Raw genomic sequence first — 21,744 nt, forward strand, 5'->3', positions numbered from 1 at the left:
ATGACGAATGAGCGCACGGAAACCCGATCATGATTGTCGGCGTCGGTACGGACATGATCGAAATCAGCAGAATCGAACGCAGCATCACCCAGTTCGGCGAGCGATTCCTCCAGCGCGTCTTTACTCCCGGCGAGATCGCCTATTGTCAGCGCAAAAAAAACCACGCCTCGGAGAGCTTCGCGGCACGCTTTGCCGCCAAGGAAGCCGGTGCCAAGGCGCTCGGAACCGGCATCAGCCACGGTGTCGCCTGGAAAGAGATTGAGGTGCGCCGCGAACCCTCCGGAAGGCCCACGCTTCACTTCACCGGGCGAGCTCGCGAGCTTGCCGACCTGCTCGGGATCGCACGCCTCTCCCTGAGCCTCACCCACGGCCGCGATCTCGCCTTCGCCGTCGTAATCGCCGAAGGCGAACCGCTCTAATCTAAAGAAGTCATTCACAGGCTTCTGTTCTGTGCATCACATAATCTCCCCGCAGGAGGATCTTCTCCACTTTGACTGGCCAGCAGACTCTTATAGCCCGCGGCGCTCTCGCCATCCTTGCAGGTGCGGTCTCCATCCCCCTGTCTTCCAGCACCTACCTGCGCCGCCTCCCCAGCCTGCGCTTTGACCGCCTCGCCGCCGCGGCGTTTCTGATCACTCGTCTCGGCCTCTTTGCGGCCATCTTCTTTATCCTCCGCCTCGCTCCCCGCGGCGATGTTCCCGCCTACTACTGGCCCGAGGCGCTCTCCGTCCTCCGTGGCCAGCTGCCATATCGCGACTTCCTCAGCAGCTATGCGCCGCTTCACCCCTATCTGGACGCTATCGCCGTCCGCATCTGGCATACGCCCCTCGCCATCATTCTTCTCGCAATCCTCGTCGAGGCGGCTCTGCTTCCTCTCTGGCTGCGCTTCGGCCGCACCCTGCTCTCGGAGACCGAGCTTCGCACCGCGACCCTTCTCTATCTCTCCAATGCCATCAGCCTGCAGTTTGTAGCGGTCGACGGTCAGGACACGGTCATCATCGCCGTCTTCTTCGCTCTGTCCCTGCTCCTGCTCGTTCGACGGAGAGAACTGCTCTCGGAAGTCTCGGTTGGGACCGCCATTGCAGCCGTCAAGTTCCTTCCCCTCGTCTACGTCCCCGTCTTCTTCGTGACGCTTGTCAGGCGCTGGCGCTGGATGGCAGGCTTCGCCATTCCCGTTCTCCTCGTCTACGGAACCTCCGTCGCCATGCATCTGCCCATCCTGGTCCCCCTCCAGCACGAAGGGAACATCAAGGAGGCGAGCAATCTTCCCTACTTGGTCGAAACCCTTCTGGGCATCTCCCTCCCCTCACGCCTCTGGGACCTCTTCCTTCTCGTCGCTCTGGCCGCCCTCTTTCTCCTGATAGGCCAGGCCGCGCGCGCAGCCAGTCATACCTCCCGCCTCCGCGTGGTCACCTTCGCCTTCGCCGCCGTCACACTCGCGCTCCTGCTCTTCTCCAAGAAGTCCTGGCCTCCGTACCTGATGCTTGCCCTCTTCCCCATCTGTCTTCTCCTCACCTCGGCCTCGAAGCTTCAACTCTCAGCATTCGCAGGGTTTAGCGTCGTAGGCGTGATCGAGCACAGCTATTGGTCCACGCTCCTTCGCCAGGTGCCGGCCCAGGAACTGCACCGCGATCTCCTCTCCGGCAAGCCCATCTACCTCCTCTTTCTTACCCTCGATCTCCTCCTCCTGGCCGGTTACTCCTGGCTGCTCTCCCTCTCCTTGCAGCGCATCCGGTCGGCCCCGCACTCTCTCCCGGTCGACGAAGCCGGCGTCCGACCCGCCCAGGTAACCTCGTGAAGACTCCGGGAGGGATCTTTCCTCTCCTCCTCTCATGAATTTCGCTCTCAGGGATGGCATCTTCGCCCGAAACTTCGTTGACTCCCTCCCAAACCTCAGATATCCTGAAAACTCGCGCAGTCTCGCACCTGCACGTCTGAGTGCATTTATGCCCGGATCGCAGTGAGACATCGTGGTGGATCCACCGGGGCAGAAAGCAATTGGCCCCCAAAGCACCCACACCTCAGGCCCCCGAACCAGGCCCTGTGCGCAATCCAGGCGATTGGGTTGTCACGCCCAGACGTCTGGGAGGTATACAGGTTCGTCACAGAACTTCGTTTCACCATGCTGTACCTATCCGTTCCATCATTCTTCCTCAGCATCACGCCGACCATGGAAGACGGCAGAACCAGGGAGTACTTAAGACGATGTCCACCAGGATTCCGAGCGCGAAAGAGATTCAGCGCAAGTGGTTTGTCCTCGACGCCAGCGGCAAGACGCTTGGCCGCCTCGCGACCCAGGCAGCCAATGTGCTGTCCGGCAAGCTCAACCCGATCTACACGCCCTATATCGATACCGGCGACCATGTCGTGATCATCAACGCCGAAAAGATCGTCCTCACGGGCCTCAAGGCTGACCAGAAGCTCTATCGCCGCTACACCGGCTTCCCCGGTGGTCTCCGCGAAGAGTCCTTCATCAAGCTGCTGGAGCGCCGTCCCGAAGCGATCGTCGAGCAGGCCGTCAAGGGCATGCTTCCCAAGTCGAAGATGGGCCGCCAGATGGCCACCAAGCTGAAGGTCTACAAGGGCGACAAGCACCCGCACCAGGCCCAGCAGCCTCAGCCGCTCGAAGCGACCGCCTAAGTTTCGCGGATCGCATTATCCAGTTTGATGGGCTTCGGCCCCGTTTCAAGAAGGTTCAAGGAGCATCATGGCAGATCTCGTCCAGTACTATGGCACCGGCCGCCGCAAGAGCTCGATCGCGCGCGTCTTCCTGCGCCCGGGCAGCGGAAAATTCACCGTCAACAAGAAGGACGTTGACGTCTACTTCGTCACAGCGCAGCAGCGCGTTGCCGCCAGGCGTTCGCTCGGCATTCCCGACATCGGGGAGACCTTCGACGTCATCACCACCGTTCGCGGTGGCGGCGTCATGGGTCAGGCTGACGCGGTCAAGCTTGGTATCGCCCGCGCGCTGATGGTGTTCAACCCTGAGCTCCGCAAGGCGCTCAAGAGCGAAGGCCTCGTCACCCGTGACTCGCGCGCCAAAGAGCGCAAGAAGTACGGTCAGAAGGGCGCTCGCGCACGCTTCCAGTTCTCGAAGCGATAAAAAAGCTCCACAGCAAAGTCTTTTGCTGTTGCTTTTCGCATTGAGAACCTCAGTCTTGGCAGGAGCCTGATCCAACCGATCCGGCTCCTGCACGCATCACCCGCGGGAGGTACGTTACCCGCGGCAAGGAGTCCAATCTCCCCTGCGGGGGATAAATCCAGGTCCCGGATGTTCGCACTCCGACAAGGGCCTTCACCAAGGAGATTCAATTTGGCTACCATCACAATGAAAGAACTGCTCGAAGCTGGAGTCCACTTCGGGCATCAGACCAAGCGCTGGAACCCGAAGATGAAGGAATACATCTTCGGCGAGCGCAACGGAATCTACATCATCGACCTTCAGAAGACCCTCAAGATGTTCAAAGAGGCGTCGAAGTTCGTTACCGATCTCACCGCCGCCGGCAAGCTCGTTCTCTTCGTCGGGACCAAGCGCCAGGCACAGGACGCCGTGGCCGAAGAGGCCAACCGCGCCGGCATGCCCTACATCAACTCACGCTGGCTCGGCGGTCTGCTCACCAACTGGGTCACCGTGCAGAAGTCGGTCAAGCGCCTGCAGGAGCTCGACGACATGTCGACCGATGGCCGCTACGAGCTGCTCACCAAGAAGGAAGTCATCAAGCTCGAGCGTGAGCGCAAGCACCTCTCCACCAACCTTTCCGGCATCAAGAACATGAAGCGGCTTCCCGACGCGCTCTTCATCATCGATTCCAACAACGAAGCCATCGCTGTCTCCGAGGCCCGCAAGCTCGGCATCCCCGTCGTCGCCGTCGTCGACACCAACTGCGATCCCACCGTGGTCGACTACGTCATCCCCGGCAACGACGACGCCCTGCGCGCCATCCGCCTCTTCACCACCAAGATCGCCGACTCCGCTTACGAGGGAACCCAGATGGTCTCCGAGCGAGCCTTCTCCGAGGAGGTCGCCGATGTCCAGCAGGCCGAGATCGCTCCCGAATTCGTCGGCGAAGAAGGCGAGCTGAACGAGGTTCAGGCCTCCATCACCGCCGCCGACGCCGATGAGGACGACAACGTTGACCTCGCCGCCGTCCTCGGTGGCAACATCCGCAAGGCGCCCGCCGCAGCCTCTGTCGATGAGCCCGAAACGGCCATCGCCGAGACCGGAGCCTAAGCCCCGCCGGTTTCCGGGCACAGCATTTTGCAGTGCCGTAACCGCCGTCTGGTTTCATCAGGGGGGCGCGGGTCTTCAGCCCGCGCCCCCTTTGCCTGAATCATGCTCTACACCAAGAAGGGAATTAGCAATGTCTGAGACTGCCGTAAAGATCGACGCAAAACTGGTCAAGGAACTCCGCGAAAAGTCCTCCGCCCCCATGGGCGATTGCCTGAAGGCGCTGCAGGAGGCCAAGGGCGACATGGAGGAGGCCTTCGTCGTCCTCCGCAAGCGTGGCATGGCATCGGCCGCCAAGAAGGCCTCGCGCACCACCAATGAGGGCTCCGTTGGAACCTACATCCACGCCGGTGGAAAGATCGGCGTCCTCGTCGAGCTCAACTGCGAGTCCGACTTCGTCGCCCGCACCCCTGACTTCCAGGAGCTGCTCCGCGACATCGCCATGCACATCGCCGCCGCCGACCCGCGTTACGTTCGCCGCGAGGACGTCACCCCCGAAGACATCGAGCGCGAAAAGGAGATCTACCGCGCCCAGGCTGCCGCCACCGGCAAGCCGGCCAACATCATCGAGAAGATGCTCGAAGGCAAGATGAGCAAATTCTACGAGGAGGTCTGCCTGCTCGACCAGCCCTTCATCAAGGAACAGTCGCAGACGATCTCGCAGATCATCGCAACCCGCGTCGGCAAGCTCGGCGAAAACATCAGCGTTCGCCGCTTTGCGCGCTTCAAGGTAGGCGATCCCAACTGGACCGTCGCCACCACCGCCCAGACCTCCACGGAAGAAGCCTCGGCGTAACGCAACCTCTCGCATCGAGAAACGAGCCCGGACAACCGTCCGGGCTCTTCTTTTTTTGAAGTCCTCAGTATTACTTCCGTTTGTCCTGTGCGAACATTCTCACCATGTTCGCTCCCGTCCACACGGCTCTGCTGCTTCTGACGTGGACGCTGCTCACCTCGGCTCTCGCCGCTGCCGCGCAGGATCTCGAACCTCGCGCTTACTCCGCGTCGCCTGTCGGCACAAACTTCATTGGAATCGGATTCGGCCGGTCGAGTGGAGAGGTCGCCTTCGATCCCACTCTCCCGATTACCAATGCAAATGCCACCCTCTACTCGCCCGCGCTGGGAGTAGGGCGTACCTTCGGTGTCCTCGGGAAACAGGCTCTCTTCACCAGCACACTCCCCTACGCCTGGGGCAACATCTCCGGCGATGTCGGAGACCAGCAAGGCCGCATCTCGCGCTCCGGCCTCGCCGATGTGAAGACTCGCCTGTCCATCAATCTTCGCGGCAGTCCCGCGATGACCCCAGCTGAATTCGCCCGCCGCCCGCATCGACGGCTGATCCTCGGCACCAGTCTCACCATGACATCTCCCTCAGGACAGTACGACAACACCAAGCTCATCAACCTCGGAACCAATCGCTGGTCTTTCAAGCCCGAAGTCGGAATCTCTTACCCCCTCAAAAAACTGGACCTCGATCTCTACGCCGGTATCTGGTTCTTTACCCCCAACAAGAGCTTCTATACCGGACACTCCAGCCGCTCGCAGGACTCTCTCACGGCGATTCAGGCGCACGCCAGCTACACCTTCCGGCGCAGCCTCTGGGCAGCGATCGACGCTACCTGGTACGGTGGCGGCGCCTCAGTCGTCAACGACGGAGTTCCCTCCGAAAGGCAGGCCAACACTCGCCTCGGCGCAACACTCGCCCTGCCCATTACCAGGAGACAATCCTTCAAACTTTCCTACAGCTCGGGAGTGACCGGCAACATCGGTTCGAAGTTCAACACCATCGCCGGTGGCTGGCAGTACGTCTGGTTCGGTCGCCCCTGATTCCGTCGTTGAATTTGATCTATGCTTCTCCGGACTATCGTCCGTACCCGCGATAAGATCAAAGCCGCTGGCGAAATTGACATGGCCCGAGGTCTCTGCGTGATCTGCGGCAAATCGAGGCGCTCAGTACGATTTCTCAAGGCGCGTTATTACGCAGCCTGCATCCTGCTCACAACTGGAATCGCACTCCCTGGGCAAGCCGGAACTGCCTCTAGGCCCGTCGTCACTGTTCTTCGTGAATCAGTCATGGATATAACAAAAAATGGGACGACAAGGAGCGCCTGCATCATGGTTTGGGACGACAGGCAATTCCATATGGAATTCCGGAGTCAAACTCTCCCTGCTCTACAAGCCACTCTCCACATCTACGAATCGACACTTACTTCGCTTCAGTTTCAAAAACTCCTGAACGCATTAAACGCAGACTCAGTCGCGCATCTGCCCATCTTTCCTGAACCTCAGTATCCATTTGGAATTCCGCAGGCCTTCTTTTTCACTGCACAACGATCATCAGATTCGAAGGATGTGGTTGGCTATCTTGCATGGGACAAACAATCCGAAATATCAGGACTGCCGCCTACCTCCACTCCAGACACGATCAAGCAAAAATGGCTGGATTCGGCTGTTGCTTTGCAACCGATCACGATATGGTTGCACGAGATTATGGGAATGAACTGGCAGGAGGTTCCTCCAACCCGATCCAGTCTCTGCGGAGTATATCCAACCGAGTGATCGAAAAACAGAACTCTCGCTCTTGCACTTCCAAACCATTGCAACATCCCACTCACAACCACTTCCTCGTCCGGCTCACCGGATCTTTCCCTTTTCGGCGCGAGCAAATACTATGGCGAAACAGTATCTCGCTGAAATTCGAAGGGAAAACTCTCGCATGAAGAAGATGGGGAAAGTGTTTCTCGGGCTGTGGTCGGTTCTTACCGTCTCTCTTCTTGGATACGGTCTGTTTCTGGCGCTTCGTGGCTCACCCCCCGACGCCGAGCAAGGCAATATGATTCGGGCGTTCTACTATCACTTTCCCAACTGGATTGGCGCCGCCATATTCCTTCCTCTCAATCTCCTCGCTTCCATCGCGTATCTTGCGTTTCGAAACAAGAACACCCTGGCGGCGACAAAAGCCGATGCTATGGCATTAGCCACAGCGGAGATGGGCGTTCTCTATTGCATTCTCGGCATGGTGACCGGCTCCCTGTGGGGCCGCGAGGAGTGGGGCATCTGGTGGACCTGGGATGCGCGACTGACTACGACGCTGATGCTGGCGCTCATCTATGTCGCTTACCTCATGACGCGGCATCTGACCTCCGGAAGCTCACGCGCCACCATCTGCGCTGTCCTTGCGATCTTCGGCTTCGTGGATATGCCGATCGTCTACATGTCCACACAGTGGTGGCGAACCCAGCATCCTGCGCCTGTCTTCGGCGGCGCCGAAGGATCAGGTGTTGCTCCAAGCATGCTGAAACCAACTTTATGGAACGTAGCTGGATGGGTCGCCTGGGGAATCCTGATCGTCGGCATCCGTTACATGGCCGAGCTTCGCTCGCAGCTCCAGGAGCAGGAAGAGACATTGCGGGTCACGGATAGTTCAACCGCACAGGAGAGCATCCATGTTTAGCTCACTCATCCCTTACGATCCGTCGATCGATACCTCGCTGGGACACCGCAATCTTGTTCTCATCTACTGTGTCGTCTGGTTGATCCAACTCGCTTATGGCACATACGCCATTCGTCAATGGGTAGCCACCAGAAAGGGTAGACGCTAGCCGTCCTGCGCGCGCTGGAAATCATTGAGCAGCTCCAGATCGGCGGTCCCAACTGGACCGTCGCGGCACATCCGCGCATATGCCGCTTCAACCTGCTGTGACACCCGAGCTGATCCCTGCTCCGGCTGCTTCCATAATCCAAACCCACGCTCCCAAAAGACATCCTTGTGCAAATGACTGCCATGGAGATACTTGGCCCGGCTTATGTATAAGTTCGCCCGACATATACATATTTGGATGCATGCCCTCTAGCACAATGGGAATTCTTCCGTGCATTCGCCGTGGGGCCCCGCAGCAGCAGGACCACGAACTTTCGGATCGAGCTGCGAGCCTGTCAAAGTGACGACGCAATGACGGCATCTAGTCATCGTCACGTCGTCGCTCAACGCTTATGTGACAGTCGCAAATCCTGCTTGTTTTAGCTAACTTATTTATCCTCAGCCGCTAACCGTTTTCGCATTGAAGCGCCGCGCCTTGGCGGGCAAATTGCTTTACACAGGGTGGGCAGCAACAACGATCGGAGGCCCGCCGTGGCGATGTTCCAGTTGGACTATCTATCCTGTCTTCTCACCGTCGTCGCGACGATCCTGGTCGGAAAAAAGATGTGGACCGGTCTTGTTGTTTCGTGCGTCAACAGTCTCATCGTCTGTGTGATCGGGATGCACACGGCGCAGTATGGCTTTATCCCTGCGAATGTGTTTTGCATCTGTATAAACGCATACAACCTTCGGGCATGGTCCAAGATGCAGGAAGATCCATCCGAATCGACGACGGACGCAAGCAGCGAGCTGGTTGCCGCCTGCAGACAAATGAGCACCGCTAAAAGGGGAGCCACGCGACGCTTGATAAATTCTTTCAGAATCCGCAGCGAAGCAAGGCTCGGGAATTCGATCTCGTCTCTCGCTGTCAAAGGCGTATCTCCCTTCGCACCAGCGCCCCTTCGCACCGACACAAGTGTCGGCGTGACCCAGCCTTGACGCAGTTTTATCGCCGTAGGGTGGGAAGTCCACAATCTCAACGGTTCCCGTCCCGGTTTCCCAGCCATCAGAATTATCTCCGCATCGCCCACCACTTCACCCGGAAATGAAAACGCAATGATTCGCGCCTTCCACACTTGCCGCGATCAAGCGGTTGAAGGTTGTGGGGTATGCGCAGATCGTGATCTGATTTTGCTGTCAAGCGGTGGACCACGAAAACAACTCATTACAAAGGAGATCCATTTGCCGATTAGTTTCCTCGGACCTTCTACAATGGATCTAGTGCAGTTGAAAGATGTGGGGAGATAGGAAACCCTGCGAAGCAGGATAAGACTATAACCCTTTTGGATACAATATTTTAGGGTTTAAATCCTTTGTTTTCAATATTTTAAGTCGAACATCCTCCTCTATCTCGATAAGAATCAATATTTTACAGAAAAGAGGGGGAGGGGTAGTCCCCGGCGAGCGCAGACACTGTGTCGTCTCCGGCCGTCAGTACAGAACCGCCAAATACCTGTCACACCATGCGATACTTGAACCTGACATGTACAAAAGAGTCCTCCTAAAGCTCTCAGGAGAAGCACTGGCCGCCGGTCGGGGTTTCGGTATCGACGCTGTATTCATCCACAAAGTAGCCGAAGAAATAGCAGCCGCGCACTCTCTCGGATGCCAGGTCGGAATCGTCGTCGGAGGAGGAAACTTCTTTCGCGGTGTCGCCCAGCAGGCGATCGACATGGATCGCGTAGCCGCCGACCACATGGGAATGCTGTCTACGGTCATCAACGCCATTGCCCTTCAGGATGCGATTGAAAAGCGAGGAATCTTCTGTCGCGTCATGAGCGCCATCGAGATGCACCAGGTCTCCGAGCCTTACATCCGCCGCCGCGCGATTCGCCACTTTGAGAAGGGTCGTATCGTCGTATTTGCCGCCGGAACCGGAAACCCCTACTTCTCCACCGACACCGCCGCTGCCCTGCGTGCCATGGAGATCAAGGCAGATATCCTGCTCAAGGCCACCTCGGTCGACGGCATCTACTCTGCCGACCCGAAGAAAGTTCCAGACGCCACCCGGTTTGCGCAGATCACCTATAACGACATCCTCCGCCTCAACCTCGGCGTGATGGATACCACCGCCGTATCCTTGTGCCGCGACAACAACATGCCGATGATGGTCTTCAGCATGCGGGAGCAAGGCAATATCGTCCGCGTCGTGGCGGGCGAAAAGATCGGCTCACTCGTAACCGCCTGATCTGCGACCGCTCTTCCCGCATCAAACGCCAGGGAAAGCGTGTTCACACCAACAGGACATTAGGATCTTGGCCTCCACTGCAACGACGCCGCTCGTAAAACCGGCACGCAAGCCTCCGCTGCCTGCTCTCACAGGCATTCGTACCCTGCTCGCCTTCAACATCGTTCTGTTTCATTTCACGCCGCCCTATCTCGGTCCCATCCGTCCCTTCGTCGAACACGGATTCGTCTTCGTCAACGTCTTCTTCCTGATCTCAGGCTTCATCCTCTCTTATAACTACTTCGATCGCGGCGCAAACCTGGTCAAGCGGGACTTCTGGATGGCCAGGTTCTCGCGGCTTTACCCTGTTTATCTGCTTGTCCTGCTGATCTCGATTCCCATGCTTGAGCTCGAATGGCATACCCGTTCCACAGCGGAGTTCTGGCAGGGCCTCGTGCTCACACCTTTCTTGCTTCAGGGCTGGAGCCCATCGCTTGCGACCTTCTGGAATACAGTCGCATGGACGCTCTCCTGCGAGATGGCTTTTTACGCTCTCTTCCCATGGCTCATCCGTCTGCCGTGGCCGCGCAAGCCCTCGCGTCTTGTGCTGATCATGTTTGTGCTCTGGATCATCGACCTTGTGCCTGCGTTTTTGTATCTGTCGATGAATCCGGATCACCTGGCGACTCCGATCGATCGCTATACCTCGACTACGCTCATTCGGTTTTTGAAGTACACACCGATTCCCTATGCCCCAACCTTTCTGTCGGGCATTGCGCTGTCGCGCCTTCAGTTGACGACCACCATCACCGAGCGGAAACGGATGGCCATTGCTGCAGCGGCCCTTGTCGTGCTCGTTTTATTCTTTTGTCTCGTCTCCGACCGGATTCCCTATCTCCTCCTGCACGAGGGTCTGTTACTTCCCGTGTTCGCTACGCTGGTCTTCGGGCTGAGCGGTCAACACGCGATTTCGAAGATCTTTTCCTGGGGTCCGTTGCTGCTGGTCGGGGAGAGCAGCTACTGCCTCTACCTGCTGCATTTCAATGTTTACCTGCTCATCCACAATTACCATCTGCCGGAACGTCTGCACGTGGCCGCATTCGATCCCTGGATCTCCTATGCTGCCCTGATCGGTCTGTCGATTTTCATCTATCGGTTCATCGAAAACCCTGTCCGGAAGGCCATCCTGAACCGGTTTCCTCCGGAATCGCGACGAAGACAAGCTTAAAAAAGAAGGGCCTCGCGAAAGCGAGGCCCTTTCTGCACTCCTGATTCTCTATGGACTGACAACCTGAGTGGCATGCGAACCATTCGCAACCGCCACAATGCAGGTAGGAGTTCCTGCAGCTGGAAACGGAGTGTTCTGTACGTTCTGCAACGATCCGTTGTGAGCATCCAGCTTCAGGCCGGTCGTCGTGTTGTCGAGGTTGTTCGCGCTGTACATATAGACTCCAAGCGCGGGCTCGATCGAGAGACAGCTGGGTCCGGTTCCCACCGAGGTGGCGCTCGATCCCACGGAGCCTACCGGTGCTCCGGTGGGTTGATCGATCACATAGGCGCTTACCGTGTTGCTGTTGAAATTCGCGACATACATATATTTGCCGCGCGGGTCGACCGTGACGGCAACTGGAAGCAGACCTGTGGCAAACGGTGAGTTCTGCATCGGCTGCAGAAGGCCGCCCGAGATCACGAGGTTTCCATAGAGCTGATTGGTTGAGCGATCCGTCACGTAGACAAAGCGTGAGGTCGGATCCGCAGCGATGGCACTGGGATTGGTTCCTGCTCCATAGCCAACGGCAACTGTCTTTCCGGTGTTGTCGACCGAGATATTCGTCTTACCGATAGGAGTCAGAGCTCCATTGGTGGTGTTCTGTGAGAAGGCGAGAATCCAGCCAACCGGCGAGCCCGATGCTACCGCGGGCTCGGCGTCGATGATGTAGACGTAAGGGGTGAAACTGGTGACGACCACGCCAACCGGGTTATTGCCCAACGGCTGAACCGTGGGGGTTCCCAGAGAAAAATCAGAGTTGACCGGGAAGATGTTCACCCCGCCGGGACCGGGGTTTGAAGCCGAGTATCCCTGCTGGTAGGTGAAGGTGACATAGAGAAACTTACCCGCCGGGTCCATGACCATGGACGTGGGATTGGCTCCCGTGGGATAGGTGTTCTTCGAAGTCAGCTGGCCGTTGTCGTCATCGACCGCGAACTCCTGAATCGTTGAGTCACCCTGGTTCAGAGCATAGATGAACAGACCGTTCGGCGACGCAATGATCTTTACGGGGTTATTGCCGGCCGCGACCGGCGAACCCGGTACGGGAACCAGCGCACCGGATTGATAATCCACCGCATACTCGTTGATTCCGGCCCCTGCGGCGGTCGCATAGACATAGGCAACCGTGTAGTCACGCGTGCAGGCAGTCAAACCGAACGCGCCGGTCAACAATAGCGCCGAAGCGATCCGGGAAATCGCCGAGGCCTTTCCGGCAGCCTTGTCCGTTAGCGTCGACTCAAAGATCTTTCCTGTCAAACTCATCCTCTTCCTTCATCCGGCGGATCGCACCGCCTTGCAACATTCTATCCATCTTCACACCTCAACCGGAATCAGCGTCCCGGTACGGCGGGCACTGCCACGAGGCAGCTAGGTAAAGCATTGGCTCCAAATGGAGTCTTCTGAACCTGTATCAGTTGCCCGGTGGCGGGGTCCATCTGGGTTCCCGAAATATTGCTGCTCAAAGAGTTGGAGGCATAAAGATAAATGGCATGGGTGGGATCGCCTGTGCTGGGGGCTCCAATCATGCTGAGGCAGGTCGGCCCCGTTCCTACCTGCACGCTGGGTGAGACCGTCGAAGGAGTCGGCGCTCCATTCGAGCCTAAAGTGAATCCATCGATCGCGCCGGCGCCTGTGCTTGCGACGTAGAGGAACTTCCCGCTCATATCGATCGTCAGGCCGGAGGGGGCCAAATCCGTAGCAACCGTAGCGATGAGGCTGGGGATACCGGTCGGCGCAATGGAATAGGCCATCACGTCATTCAAGGCAAGATCGGTAATGTAAAGATGCCCTCCCGAGCTGTCGACGAGAATGCCCGCAGGAGTTCCTCCCGATTGGAATCCTGTCGATACGACATTGCCGGAATTGATCGTCACTCCGGGAAGTGGAGTAAGACTTCCGTCATTCGGATTCTGGGTGAATCCAAAGAGATTCGCCGAGGTCTCACCATCCTGCGCGATCACGTAGACAAAATGGCCTGGGCTGGTGGCCGAGATCTTGACCGGACTGCGGCCCAGGTTGAAGGTCGATGGAGCGTTCAGCGTGCCATCCGCATTAATGGGAAAGATGGTCACACCGCCAGGTCCCGGATTCGCGGGCGTGTACAACTGCTGCTGCGTGCCATCGGGCAGAATCGTGTTCTGGTAGGTGAAGGTCACGTACAGAAACTTGCCCGCCGGATCGATCGAGGCGTCGGTCGCAAAGCTTCCGGTAATGTTATAGGTCTTCTGCGGGTAGACCTTACCGTCGGTACCGATAAGAAAATGGACCACGCTCGAGTCGTCACGATGTACGACATAAATGCTCAAGTGATCCGGCGAAGCCACAACCGTGACAGGATTCTTGCCACCGGTAGGCAAGGGAGAGTTAGCTAGCTGGACAAGATAGCCCTGCTGATAGTCAACTTTGTAGCCGTTGAGCAGTCCGGCGGTTCCCTGCGCCGTTGTGGCGTAGATGTAGCCGACCGTATAGTCGCGACCGCACGCCGTCAGTCCAAGCCCCACCGCCACGGACAAAATCGAGGCTATCGCTCCACGGCCAATCTTCTTCAACCTCATGCGCTTCCCTTACTCCAAATGCCGATCCGGTTGTCAATAAAGAAACCGGTCTTCTCATCTACTCCCTCTCAAACTTGAGAGGGAGTAGATGGGGTCTTGTTTGCCGCCAGCCTGTGCCGGCTAGTTAACGTTCGGACTAAGCGCCATACACGTTGGCTGGCCGATCGTCGGGAATGTAGAGTTTCTCGGCAACGCGCTTAGCTCGCCCGAGTTGGAATCGAGTCGCTTACCGGTAATCGTTCCATCGATGTTGTTTGAGGTGTACGCCCACTGATTTGTCGGGTCTTCGACCATGCAAACAGGGCCTGCACCCACGGGGTATGGGTTACCCGCGGCGGGGCTCCCGCCGGTTCCGAGGAACTGCAGCTTTCCGGTGGTCGGGTCGATCGTGAAGGCCGAGATCGAGCTGGCATTGTTATTCGGATTGAGCGAGGAGCGGTTCAGAACGTACAGCGTCTTACCCTTGTTGTCGACCATCGAGTAGCTCGGATTCGAGGTCAATGGCAGGTTGGCGACAGGTCCACCGGTAAGAACATTGAGCGAGCACGCCGAGGAACCGGTCCCAACCGTATAGGGAATAACCTGTCCGCCGGTGCTGTCCGATGTCGGCGCCGCATCGGTGAGATAGACATAGTTGCCGCTCGTGCTGATCGAGGTCAGGTTTCCAGCACCCGTGTTGATGGTGGAATTTGCAACCAGCGTTAGCTGGCCACCGGCACCCACACCGTAGGGGTACACCGTCTGATCGCCGGTGTCGATGGTGAAGACACAGCTTCCGGAGACACGCATCATGGTCGGGGCCGGGCCTACCGGGAAGAAGGTCAGCTGCGTCTGATTGCTGTCTTTGATCTGCTGGTTCGGTACCAGTTGCAGGCGTCCTGTGTTCGGATCGATCGCGAAGACGGTAATGTCGCCGAGGCCATTTGGATTCGGATACTCCGGAGTGTCCGGATAAAGCGTATCGAGCACATAAAGAAAGTTTCCAGTGCTGTCAGTTGTTGCCCACATGGGAGTACTTCCACGGCTCGTATAGGTCTGTTGGAAGGTCAGAACACCGTCTCCGCCGACACTGAAGAGCGCGATGCCGCCGGGGGTCGCGGCAGTCGTGCCCGAAGCTGGAACGCCTTTATTGATCACGTAGACGTATCGTCCGCCCGGCTTCACGGCAATGGAGATAGGATTGGTGCCATTGGAACTGAAGGGCGAGCCAACCACCTGCGTGAGATTGCCTGAGAAGTTATCGACCTTGAATCCTGCGATCTGGTTATACTGCGTGCCAAGCACCCAGATAAAGGCGACCGTGCCTCCCCCGCACGCCGTCATGCCCAGACCCATTGCAACGGACACTACCAAGGCCATTGAAACCCGGCCAATCCTGCTCAACCTCATGCGTTTCCTTAATCCTCGCCGGCATCGAGTTCTTTGACGCCGCCTGTTGCGAGCAATTCTTTAGGGATAAATTCCTTTCGCCATTGTAGAAGGTGAAAAGAGTTTGTGCCACCTTCGCGGCACGGAATCCGTTCATGCCGGGAGCCCGCGGGCCTCCCGGCATGGAGCCGAGGCGGTTTACCAGACGCGGCAGGCGTTCGCCGGCATCATGGGTTGGCCCACCTTGCATCCGAAGGCTTTTCCGAATTCATCGAAGTTCTGCACGGCTCCGTTCGCACGCCAGCGACCGGAGGAGTGCGGATCGGTCTTCGCTCGAAGCCGAGCAGCCTGCTCGGTGACGTTCTCGCACCATACCTGCCCGAAGCCCAGGAAGAAGCGCTGGGCGGGCGTGTAGTCATCTACCTTCGCGGTCGTCGAGGCATTCTGCTCCGCCAGCGTATTCATCAGCGCCTGATAGGCGATGCGCAGGCCTCCATTGTCGGCCGTATTCTCACCGAGTGTCAGCTTGCCGTTCAGGTTCTGGCCAGGCGCCACCTCAAAGCCGCTATACTCTTTCACTTCGCAATCCGTGCGTTCGGTGAACTTCTTCCGGTCCTCGTCGGTCCACCAGCTGCGAACGTTGCCTTGCGGATCATACTGACTTCCCTGGTCGTCGAAGCCGTGGGTCATCTCGTGCCCGATGACGACGCCGATGCCACCGAAGTTGACCGCCGGATCGACCTTGAAATCGTAGAACGGAGGCTGCAGAATTCCCGCCGGAAAGTTAATGTCGTTCATCGCCGGGTTGTAGTAGGCGTTGACCGTTGGCGGAGTCATGGTCCATTCTTTCTCGTCGACGGGCCTCCCGATTTTGGCCAGATCGCGCCTGTCGTTGAAGGCAGCAACCTGCTGCGAATTCCCCACCGGGTTATTCCGCTCGATCTTTACCGTGGAGTAGTCCCGCCAGTTGTCCGGGTAGCCTACCTTGTCGCGGAAGGCATCGAGCTTCTTTTTTGCCTCTACCTTCGTGGCATCGCTCATCCAGTCCAGGTGCTGGATGTCCTGATCGAGGGAGACCTCAAGCGCTTTGACGAGCTTCTCCATGCTGTTTTTGGCGGCGGGCGGAAAATTCTTCGCCACCCAATCCTGCCCGACCGCCTCGCCGAGTGCGCGATCTGTCGACTGAGTGCATCGCTTCCAGCGCGGAGCGAGCTCCTTCTGTCCCGCCAGGGTCGCTGCATAGAACTGGAAGTTTTCCTGAACGAAGGCGTCGCTTAGATTGCCGGCGAAACGGTGGATGGTATGCCAGCGCAGATAACTCTTCAGCGCTTCCATCTCGACCGAATCGATCTGCTTATTCATTGCCTTGAAGAAATCCGGCGCCACCACGTTTACGGTCGTAAGCCCGCCCTGCTTCTTTGCATTGAAGTAGACCTTCCAGTCGAAGTCCGGCGTGAGCGACTGAAGTTCGGCAATGGTCATCACGTGATACACGTTGGCCGGATTGCGACGGTCGACACGGGACATCGAGCCTTCGGCGAGCGCTGTCTCGATATCGAGAACGTGCTGGGCTTCCCTGGCCGCCTGCTCGGGGCTATCGCCGACGAGAGTGAACATCTTCGTCACGTGCTCCACATACTGAGAGCGAATCTTTTTGGAGCGGTCGTCCTGGTTCAGGTAGTAGTCGCGGTCAGGCAGACCGAGACCGGCCTGATCGACCTCGCCGATCTGCCGGCTCGAATCCTTCTGGTCCTGATCGGAGCCGAAGTTGAAGATGTAGCCGATGGCGAACTTATCTTCGGTCTCACCCATCAGCGTCGCGAGTTTCTTCTTGTCATTCCAGCCGGCGATCGACTTGAGAATCGGCTCGATGGGCTTGGCACCAAGGTTGTTTGCCAGATCGGAGTTCATGCAGGCGGCATAGAAGTCGCCGTACTTTTTCTGCAGCGGTGTCTTCGGCGCATCGGCAGCGGACTTGAGGTCGGTGTAGAGGAGATAGTTGTTGTACTCCGCAAGCTCATTGAACCGGCCCCAGCGAGTCTGGTCACCGGGGATAGGATTGTTCTTTCTCCAGTTTCCACAGGCGTATTGATAGAAGTCGACGCATGGGTCGACCGTAGTGTCGATGGCCGAGAGATCGAAGATCACGGGTTTCTTCGGCGCGGACTTCGGCCCGGAGACATCTTCTGCGGACACCGGTGGCAGACGCACTGCAAGCATCAGGGCGAAAAGGGCAAACTTCCACGGCGTAAGGTTCATGACTCTCCTAAAAAGACACAAGGGCTTCTATCGGTCTCTCCACACTACTCCCGCACCCGGGCAAAGAAAAGATGTCCGTTACCTTGCGTCTTCCTGCCGGGATGAATCGAGCAGGGCGGATTGCGAGATGGGAATGGCCAACGGGAGAGCTAAAAGATCTTCAGGTGGATAGTCAGATATTTCTTGGGGTTCTGACGGACAGCGGTTACCAGGTCGGAGCTGTTGATCAGCAGATTGTTCAAGTTCGTGTGCAGGGTATCTTCCGTCGCCAGTTTGCCCAGAGTTCCATGGCCCTGGTTCACTCCAGTCACCAGGTGATTGACCTGCGTGAAGGTATCGTCGAGCTGCTTGCGGAACTGCGGATCTTTCAGCAGCAGGCCCATCCCGCCTTTGCCGGCATCGGCGTCGGCCATCAGGGAGTTGGCATGCTTCAGGGTGGAGTTCAGATTGTCGTAGAGCTCGGGGTCTTTGAGCAGCTTGCCGGCCGTCCCCTTGCCGCTGTCCAGCTCGGTAGCAATATTGTCCAGCTTCGCCGTGGTGTCGCTCAGACGGTTGTAGAGGGATTCGTCACTCACCAGCTTGCCGATGGTCCCCTTGCCCTGGTTCAGATTGATCGTCAGTTTGTGCAACTCATCGACGGTTCCATTGAGCTTGTTGTACAGATCCGGACTGTTGATGAGCTGTCCGATGGACCCCTTCCCCGACTGGAGGTTATCGACGATGGTGTTCATCTTTGCGAGGATCACGTTCAGGCTCTCGATGGTTCCCTGGCTGGCCTTGACCACGTCGGTCAGGCTCGGGGTCTCCAGGGTCTTCAGCTCATCTCCGTCTTGCAAGGGAGGACCCACGGCAAACTGGCTATTGATATCAACGACGGTGTCGCCCAACACGCCGATGGTTGTCAAAGAGGCCTTCGAGTCCTTTTTCAACTCGTCGGCGAACTTATCGTTCAACTTCATCACGACCCTGACCGGAGTCAGTTTCCGTTCCGGAGTTGCCACCACGGTTACTGTCTTGACCGTGCCGATGGTCACGCCTTGCAGGTTTACGGCGGCACCTGGCTTCAATCCAGCGGAGTTCTCAAAGTACGTCGTAACGGTCAGCTTATGCGACAGAATTCCCAGGCCGGCGGAGCTGGTCATCAGAAACAGCAGAGCCACCAGAACCACCGACGCCACCAGAACGATGAGGCCTACCTTCAATTGTGACCATCTCACCTCCTGCTGACTCGGCATAGCTCTCCTTGAAAATCAGGTCTTTCCGAATCCGCGTGATCGACCGGAATCACGTCGTACCTGCAACACAGATAACTGATAGTTCAGAGGATACATCACCTCATATCTAAAGCATGGATGCGGAGTTCGGAGGCATGGATGCAGGAGTTCGTCCATCTGGCCCAAATCTCAGCGAGAGACCTCGTTCCTGCTGCCCTGGTGGCTGAAATCCGCCTGAACCAGCCGGGTAGACCGACGACGACGCGGAGGGGCAGCTTGAACGGGATCGAGCCGATAGAGGATCAGAAGATTTCGTTCAGGATCATCCATTGCGGGAAAGGACGCTACGCGCCTGAGGTTGTAGAGCGAGGTGAGCGCATCCATCTTGTCATCGTCCACCTGATTCCAGGCGACGTACCAGCCGGGCCGATAGACTTTCACCCGGGCGTCCAGATCCATCGTGCCGAAGTCGTCGCAGATCGAGGGCAGACCGGTCATCAGGGAAAGGTCCGAGCCACTGATAGACAGCACGAGAGGATTATGCGCGTGATCCGAATCTACAATCTCGCGGATGCGATCGGCAGCGCTGGCGAAGGTGTACTCCGGATGGAGAACGTACCCGATAACCTGCCGCGCATCTGCGATCGCCATGATGGCCAGGGCAGCAGCGCATGAGAATGCGAGAGGCGAAAACCGTGGAACCGGGGAATCGCGCCGGATCCAGCCGCTCTCGAAGACGATGACAGTGAGCAACGTCACGGGAACAGCAAGGACGAGATAGTACCGGGGCTGGAGATTGTTGTGATACACGATGAAGGCCGCATACCCTGCAATCCAAAGAAGAAGCGCGGGGACAAGAGGATTGCGGAGTAACCGTGGTCTGATCAGCAGAGCGACACCTGCCGCCACCAGAGCCAGGGGATAGAGAACCTGTCCCACCCACATTCCATCGACGAAGCTGTCGCGCAATACCTCGAAGAGGTTCTGGGTTGTAATTCCGGTGTAGGCGTTCGCACTGAAGAGATACCGATAGTCCTCAAGAAAGTGCGGTCTCACGACGACACCGTAGTAAGCGGCCCAGATCAATCCGGCGAGGAGGAAGATCGGCGTTCCCAATCTCAATACCGGGCGGAATCGATAGCCGGAGCGCGCAAACAGCAGCCACGCGATGGAGGGAAACAGGAAGATCGCGGTGGTTTTGGTAAGAACCATCAGAGGCAGTAGAAATCCCAACGCCACCACCGGAAAAGTTTTACGCAGCCACGTCGGACGGGACGAGACCTCGTCGTTGGGTTCGGGGAGATAGGATGCCGCGAGCAAAGCCAGCAGAGTGAGCAGAATGAGCATCGGCTCCAGGATGGCCAGGCGACTGAAGACGAAACAGAATGGGTTAACCGCCAAAAGAAGGACAGCGATGGCGGGAGCCAGGGATCGCTCGCGTTTCGGCTGCGCAGCTCCCCGCCAGCGACCGACAAGGAGATAGACGCACAACAAGCTCAGTGCGAAGATTCCCGTCGCCAGGCCGCGCGCGGCTACAACGTTGACTCCAGTGACGCGAAAGACGGCAGATTCGAGCAATGGCCACACGGGAAGAGCGGCCGCCGGGTTGAAATCTCCGGGGACATACCAGTCACCACGCTGGAAATGGCGAATCGCCGCATCTCCATACCATCCTTCGTCGGTGTATTTTGCCCAATCCATCCAGGGGGAGTGGTTTGGAAAATCCGCGCGCAGGTGAACGGCATGCAGGGCAAGAAACACAGCGGCGATCACGAGCAAAGACAGCTCGATCAGACGGACCGCAGAGCGGGCTTGCCTGAAATCATCGCTTGTGGAAGGTGTCATGAACGAGATGCCCTGTAAGTTGAATGGCCTGCCTCACGGATGATGGACCACAATGCACACCAATAAGTATGATGCGCGATGCCGTATGGAAGTCCACGTCATTCGTAGGCCAAAGCATCGATGGGATCTTTGCTGGCGGCCTTGTAAGCTGGGTAGATCGCTCCCAGCAAGGCTCCCGTAAAGGCGATCACGACGGACTTCCATACCCAGGGCAAGTCGATCACGAAGTCCAGCGTGGGAAATCGTGCTTCAAGTGCGCCACTCAACGCATAGCTCAATGCCACGCCAAGCGCGATGCCGACAGCCGCAATCAATGCCGTCTCGCGAAGCACAAGCGAGACAATGTAGATTCGCGAGGCTCCCAGCGACTTCAGAATCCCGATCTCTCGCGTTCTCTCCATCACCGCGGTATACATCGACTGGAAGATCACGAGGAATCCTATGACCAGTGCAATTCCGACGACCACGCGGATGGCAGTGCTCATATAGGGAAGCCGTGCCGGAGAATACGCTGAGAGATACTCCTCGGCGGTGCGTACGTCATACTGGCTCATTCCCGGGGTCGCAAGAATTGCCTTCCGGACCTCCTCCTGAAAGCGAGGAGGGTCTTCCGTCCTAAGATAAAAGACCGAAGCCTTTCCCTCGGAACCGTTCAGACGTCCCATCGTATCGATGGGAATGAATTTGCGACCACCCTTGCCGTGCTCGACGATGCCGCAGATCCGAAAGTCGTGCTCGAGAATTTTGATCTTATCGCCGACCTTTTTGCCCGCTGCGGCGTAGTCATCGACAATTACGTCGTCCGGGCCCTGAAAAGCCGTCCCGGAGAGAAACGTGAACGGCAGCAGACCGCTGAAGCTCTTGTAGTCGATACCATAAATACTGTCGAGCGATCCGGTGATCGTGATATTTACAGGGGCAGCGACGGCGACATGCGGAATCTTTGCAAGAACGTCTGCGACCTTGATCGAGGCTCCAGCGCCGGTCATACCGATGAAATTGTTGGTCGTGGCTGGGCGCACGATCATGTCCATCCCAATACCACTCTGCCGCTCTTTGAAGCCGCTGATCTTGCCCAGCAGGATCGCCGTGATCGACAGGATCATGATGACCTCGATGGCGATGGCAAGTGCGCTGATAAGAGAGCGCAGGGGACGGTGGACAAGATTGCCGACTACAAGTTTGTTCATGCTTCTAT

At 57.6% G+C, this 21,744-nt stretch carries 19 protein-coding genes; 12 read left to right on the forward strand and 7 right to left on the reverse strand.

Features of this window, described 5'->3' with window-relative positions; translation table 11 throughout:
• Nucleotides 1-29 precede the first annotated feature (29 nt).
• From acpS to BDD14_RS11080, 12 genes are all read left to right on the forward strand, one after another.
• A complete protein-coding gene (acpS, locus tag BDD14_RS11035; RefSeq protein ID WP_130418851.1) occupies nucleotides 30-419 on the forward strand; it encodes a holo-ACP synthase in 390 nt (129 codons plus the stop codon).
• 71 nt (nucleotides 420-490) lie between these two features.
• Entirely contained in the window at nucleotides 491-1,798 is a 1,308-nt protein-coding gene (locus BDD14_RS11040; RefSeq protein ID WP_130418852.1) for a hypothetical protein, read from the forward strand.
• A 407-nt stretch (nucleotides 1,799-2,205) separates the two neighbouring features.
• On the forward strand, nucleotides 2,206-2,640 hold the full coding sequence (gene rplM, locus BDD14_RS11045) for a 50S ribosomal protein L13 (protein ID WP_130418853.1): 435 nt from the start codon (nucleotides 2,206-2,208) through the stop codon (nucleotides 2,638-2,640).
• A 67-nt stretch (nucleotides 2,641-2,707) separates the two neighbouring features.
• Nucleotides 2,708-3,103 (forward strand): 30S ribosomal protein S9, encoded by a 396-nt coding sequence (rpsI, locus tag BDD14_RS11050; protein WP_130418854.1) that lies wholly within the window; start codon nucleotides 2,708-2,710, stop codon nucleotides 3,101-3,103.
• Between the two features lie 210 nt (nucleotides 3,104-3,313).
• Nucleotides 3,314-4,231, forward strand: a complete 918-nt coding sequence (gene rpsB / locus BDD14_RS11055) for a 30S ribosomal protein S2 (RefSeq protein ID WP_130418855.1) — start codon at nucleotides 3,314-3,316, stop codon at nucleotides 4,229-4,231.
• Nucleotides 4,232-4,361: 130 nt separating this feature from the next.
• Nucleotides 4,362-5,024, forward strand: coding sequence for a translation elongation factor Ts (gene tsf, locus BDD14_RS11060; protein WP_130418856.1), 663 nt, complete (start codon nucleotides 4,362-4,364; stop codon nucleotides 5,022-5,024).
• A gap of 80 nt (nucleotides 5,025-5,104) precedes the next feature.
• Complete coding sequence (locus BDD14_RS11065; RefSeq protein ID WP_207231717.1) at nucleotides 5,105-6,055, forward strand: transporter; 951 nt, start codon at nucleotides 5,105-5,107, stop codon at nucleotides 6,053-6,055.
• Between the two features lie 844 nt (nucleotides 6,056-6,899).
• Nucleotides 6,900-7,682, forward strand: coding sequence for a cytochrome c biogenesis protein CcsA (ccsA, locus tag BDD14_RS11070; RefSeq protein ID WP_130418858.1), 783 nt, complete (start codon nucleotides 6,900-6,902; stop codon nucleotides 7,680-7,682).
• Nucleotides 7,675-7,830 (forward strand): phage terminase small subunit, encoded by a 156-nt coding sequence (locus BDD14_RS31755; RefSeq protein ID WP_165420025.1) that lies wholly within the window; start codon nucleotides 7,675-7,677, stop codon nucleotides 7,828-7,830. The genes ccsA and BDD14_RS31755 overlap by 8 nt, the downstream gene beginning before the upstream one ends.
• A gap of 530 nt (nucleotides 7,831-8,360) precedes the next feature.
• Complete coding sequence (locus tag BDD14_RS31760) at nucleotides 8,361-8,807, forward strand: hypothetical protein (protein ID WP_165420026.1); 447 nt, start codon at nucleotides 8,361-8,363, stop codon at nucleotides 8,805-8,807.
• Between the two features lie 544 nt (nucleotides 8,808-9,351).
• Nucleotides 9,352-10,056 carry a UMP kinase gene (pyrH, locus tag BDD14_RS11075; protein ID WP_130418859.1) on the forward strand — a complete coding sequence of 235 codons (705 nt, stop codon included), beginning with the start codon at nucleotides 9,352-9,354 and terminating at the stop codon, nucleotides 10,054-10,056.
• 67 nt (nucleotides 10,057-10,123) lie between these two features.
• Nucleotides 10,124-11,263 (forward strand): acyltransferase family protein, encoded by a 1,140-nt coding sequence (locus tag BDD14_RS11080; protein WP_242617884.1) that lies wholly within the window; start codon nucleotides 10,124-10,126, stop codon nucleotides 11,261-11,263.
• A gap of 48 nt (nucleotides 11,264-11,311) precedes the next feature.
• Here BDD14_RS11080 and BDD14_RS11085 read toward each other — a convergent pair whose 3' ends face one another.
• The 7 genes from BDD14_RS11085 to BDD14_RS11115 all read right to left on the reverse strand — a co-directional run bounded on the left by BDD14_RS11085 (nucleotide 11,312) and on the right by BDD14_RS11115 (nucleotide 21,736).
• A complete protein-coding gene (locus BDD14_RS11085; RefSeq protein ID WP_130418861.1) occupies nucleotides 11,312-12,568 on the reverse strand; it encodes a lactonase family protein in 1,257 nt (418 codons plus the stop codon).
• A gap of 68 nt (nucleotides 12,569-12,636) precedes the next feature.
• The gene (locus BDD14_RS11090; RefSeq protein ID WP_130418862.1) at nucleotides 12,637-13,860 is read right to left on the reverse strand and encodes a lactonase family protein; all 1,224 of its coding nucleotides are present in this window, start codon (nucleotides 13,858-13,860) and stop codon (nucleotides 12,637-12,639) included.
• A gap of 120 nt (nucleotides 13,861-13,980) precedes the next feature.
• Nucleotides 13,981-15,219, reverse strand: coding sequence for a lactonase family protein (locus BDD14_RS11095; protein WP_165420027.1), 1,239 nt, complete (start codon nucleotides 15,217-15,219; stop codon nucleotides 13,981-13,983).
• Nucleotides 15,220-15,426: 207 nt separating this feature from the next.
• A complete protein-coding gene (locus BDD14_RS11100) occupies nucleotides 15,427-17,487 on the reverse strand; it encodes a M13 family metallopeptidase (protein WP_130418864.1) in 2,061 nt (686 codons plus the stop codon).
• Nucleotides 17,488-17,636: 149 nt separating this feature from the next.
• The gene (locus BDD14_RS11105) at nucleotides 17,637-18,722 is read right to left on the reverse strand and encodes an MlaD family protein (protein WP_130418865.1); all 1,086 of its coding nucleotides are present in this window, start codon (nucleotides 18,720-18,722) and stop codon (nucleotides 17,637-17,639) included.
• A 168-nt stretch (nucleotides 18,723-18,890) separates the two neighbouring features.
• Complete coding sequence (locus tag BDD14_RS11110) at nucleotides 18,891-20,546, reverse strand: ArnT family glycosyltransferase (RefSeq protein WP_130418866.1); 1,656 nt, start codon at nucleotides 20,544-20,546, stop codon at nucleotides 18,891-18,893.
• A 98-nt stretch (nucleotides 20,547-20,644) separates the two neighbouring features.
• On the reverse strand, nucleotides 20,645-21,736 hold the full coding sequence (locus tag BDD14_RS11115) for an ABC transporter permease (RefSeq protein ID WP_130418867.1): 1,092 nt from the start codon (nucleotides 21,734-21,736) through the stop codon (nucleotides 20,645-20,647).
• Between the last annotated feature and the right edge of the window lie 8 nt (nucleotides 21,737-21,744).

Origin of the sequence: Edaphobacter modestus, assembly GCF_004217555.1 — a bacterium.
Taxonomy (GTDB): Bacteria; Acidobacteriota; Terriglobia; order Terriglobales; family Acidobacteriaceae; genus Edaphobacter; species Edaphobacter modestus.

Coding starts and splice junctions, on each gene's coding strand:
- rplM (WP_130418853.1), top strand. CDS start 2,206: ATGTCCACCAGGATTCCGAGCGCGAAAGAGATTCAGCGCAAGTGGTTT.
- rpsI (WP_130418854.1), top strand. CDS start 2,708: ATGGCAGATCTCGTCCAGTACTATGGCACCGGCCGCCGCAAGAGCTCG.
- BDD14_RS11090 (WP_130418862.1), bottom strand. CDS start 13,860: ATGAGGTTGAAGAAGATTGGCCGTGGAGCGATAGCCTCGATTTTGTCC.
- tsf (WP_130418856.1), top strand. CDS start 4,362: ATGTCTGAGACTGCCGTAAAGATCGACGCAAAACTGGTCAAGGAACTC.
- BDD14_RS11105 (WP_130418865.1), bottom strand. CDS start 18,722: ATGCCGAGTCAGCAGGAGGTGAGATGGTCACAATTGAAGGTAGGCCTC.
- acpS (WP_130418851.1), top strand. CDS start 30: ATGATTGTCGGCGTCGGTACGGACATGATCGAAATCAGCAGAATCGAA.
- BDD14_RS11085 (WP_130418861.1), bottom strand. CDS start 12,568: ATGAGTTTGACAGGAAAGATCTTTGAGTCGACGCTAACGGACAAGGCT.
- BDD14_RS11115 (WP_130418867.1), bottom strand. CDS start 21,736: ATGAACAAACTTGTAGTCGGCAATCTTGTCCACCGTCCCCTGCGCTCT.
- BDD14_RS31755 (WP_165420025.1), top strand. CDS start 7,675: ATGTTTAGCTCACTCATCCCTTACGATCCGTCGATCGATACCTCGCTG.
- BDD14_RS11100 (WP_130418864.1), bottom strand. CDS start 17,487: ATGAACCTTACGCCGTGGAAGTTTGCCCTTTTCGCCCTGATGCTTGCA.
- ccsA (WP_130418858.1), top strand. CDS start 6,900: ATGGCGAAACAGTATCTCGCTGAAATTCGAAGGGAAAACTCTCGCATG.
- pyrH (WP_130418859.1), top strand. CDS start 9,352: ATGTACAAAAGAGTCCTCCTAAAGCTCTCAGGAGAAGCACTGGCCGCC.
- BDD14_RS11110 (WP_130418866.1), bottom strand. CDS start 20,546: ATGACACCTTCCACAAGCGATGATTTCAGGCAAGCCCGCTCTGCGGTC.
- BDD14_RS11095 (WP_165420027.1), bottom strand. CDS start 15,219: ATGGCCTTGGTAGTGTCCGTTGCAATGGGTCTGGGCATGACGGCGTGC.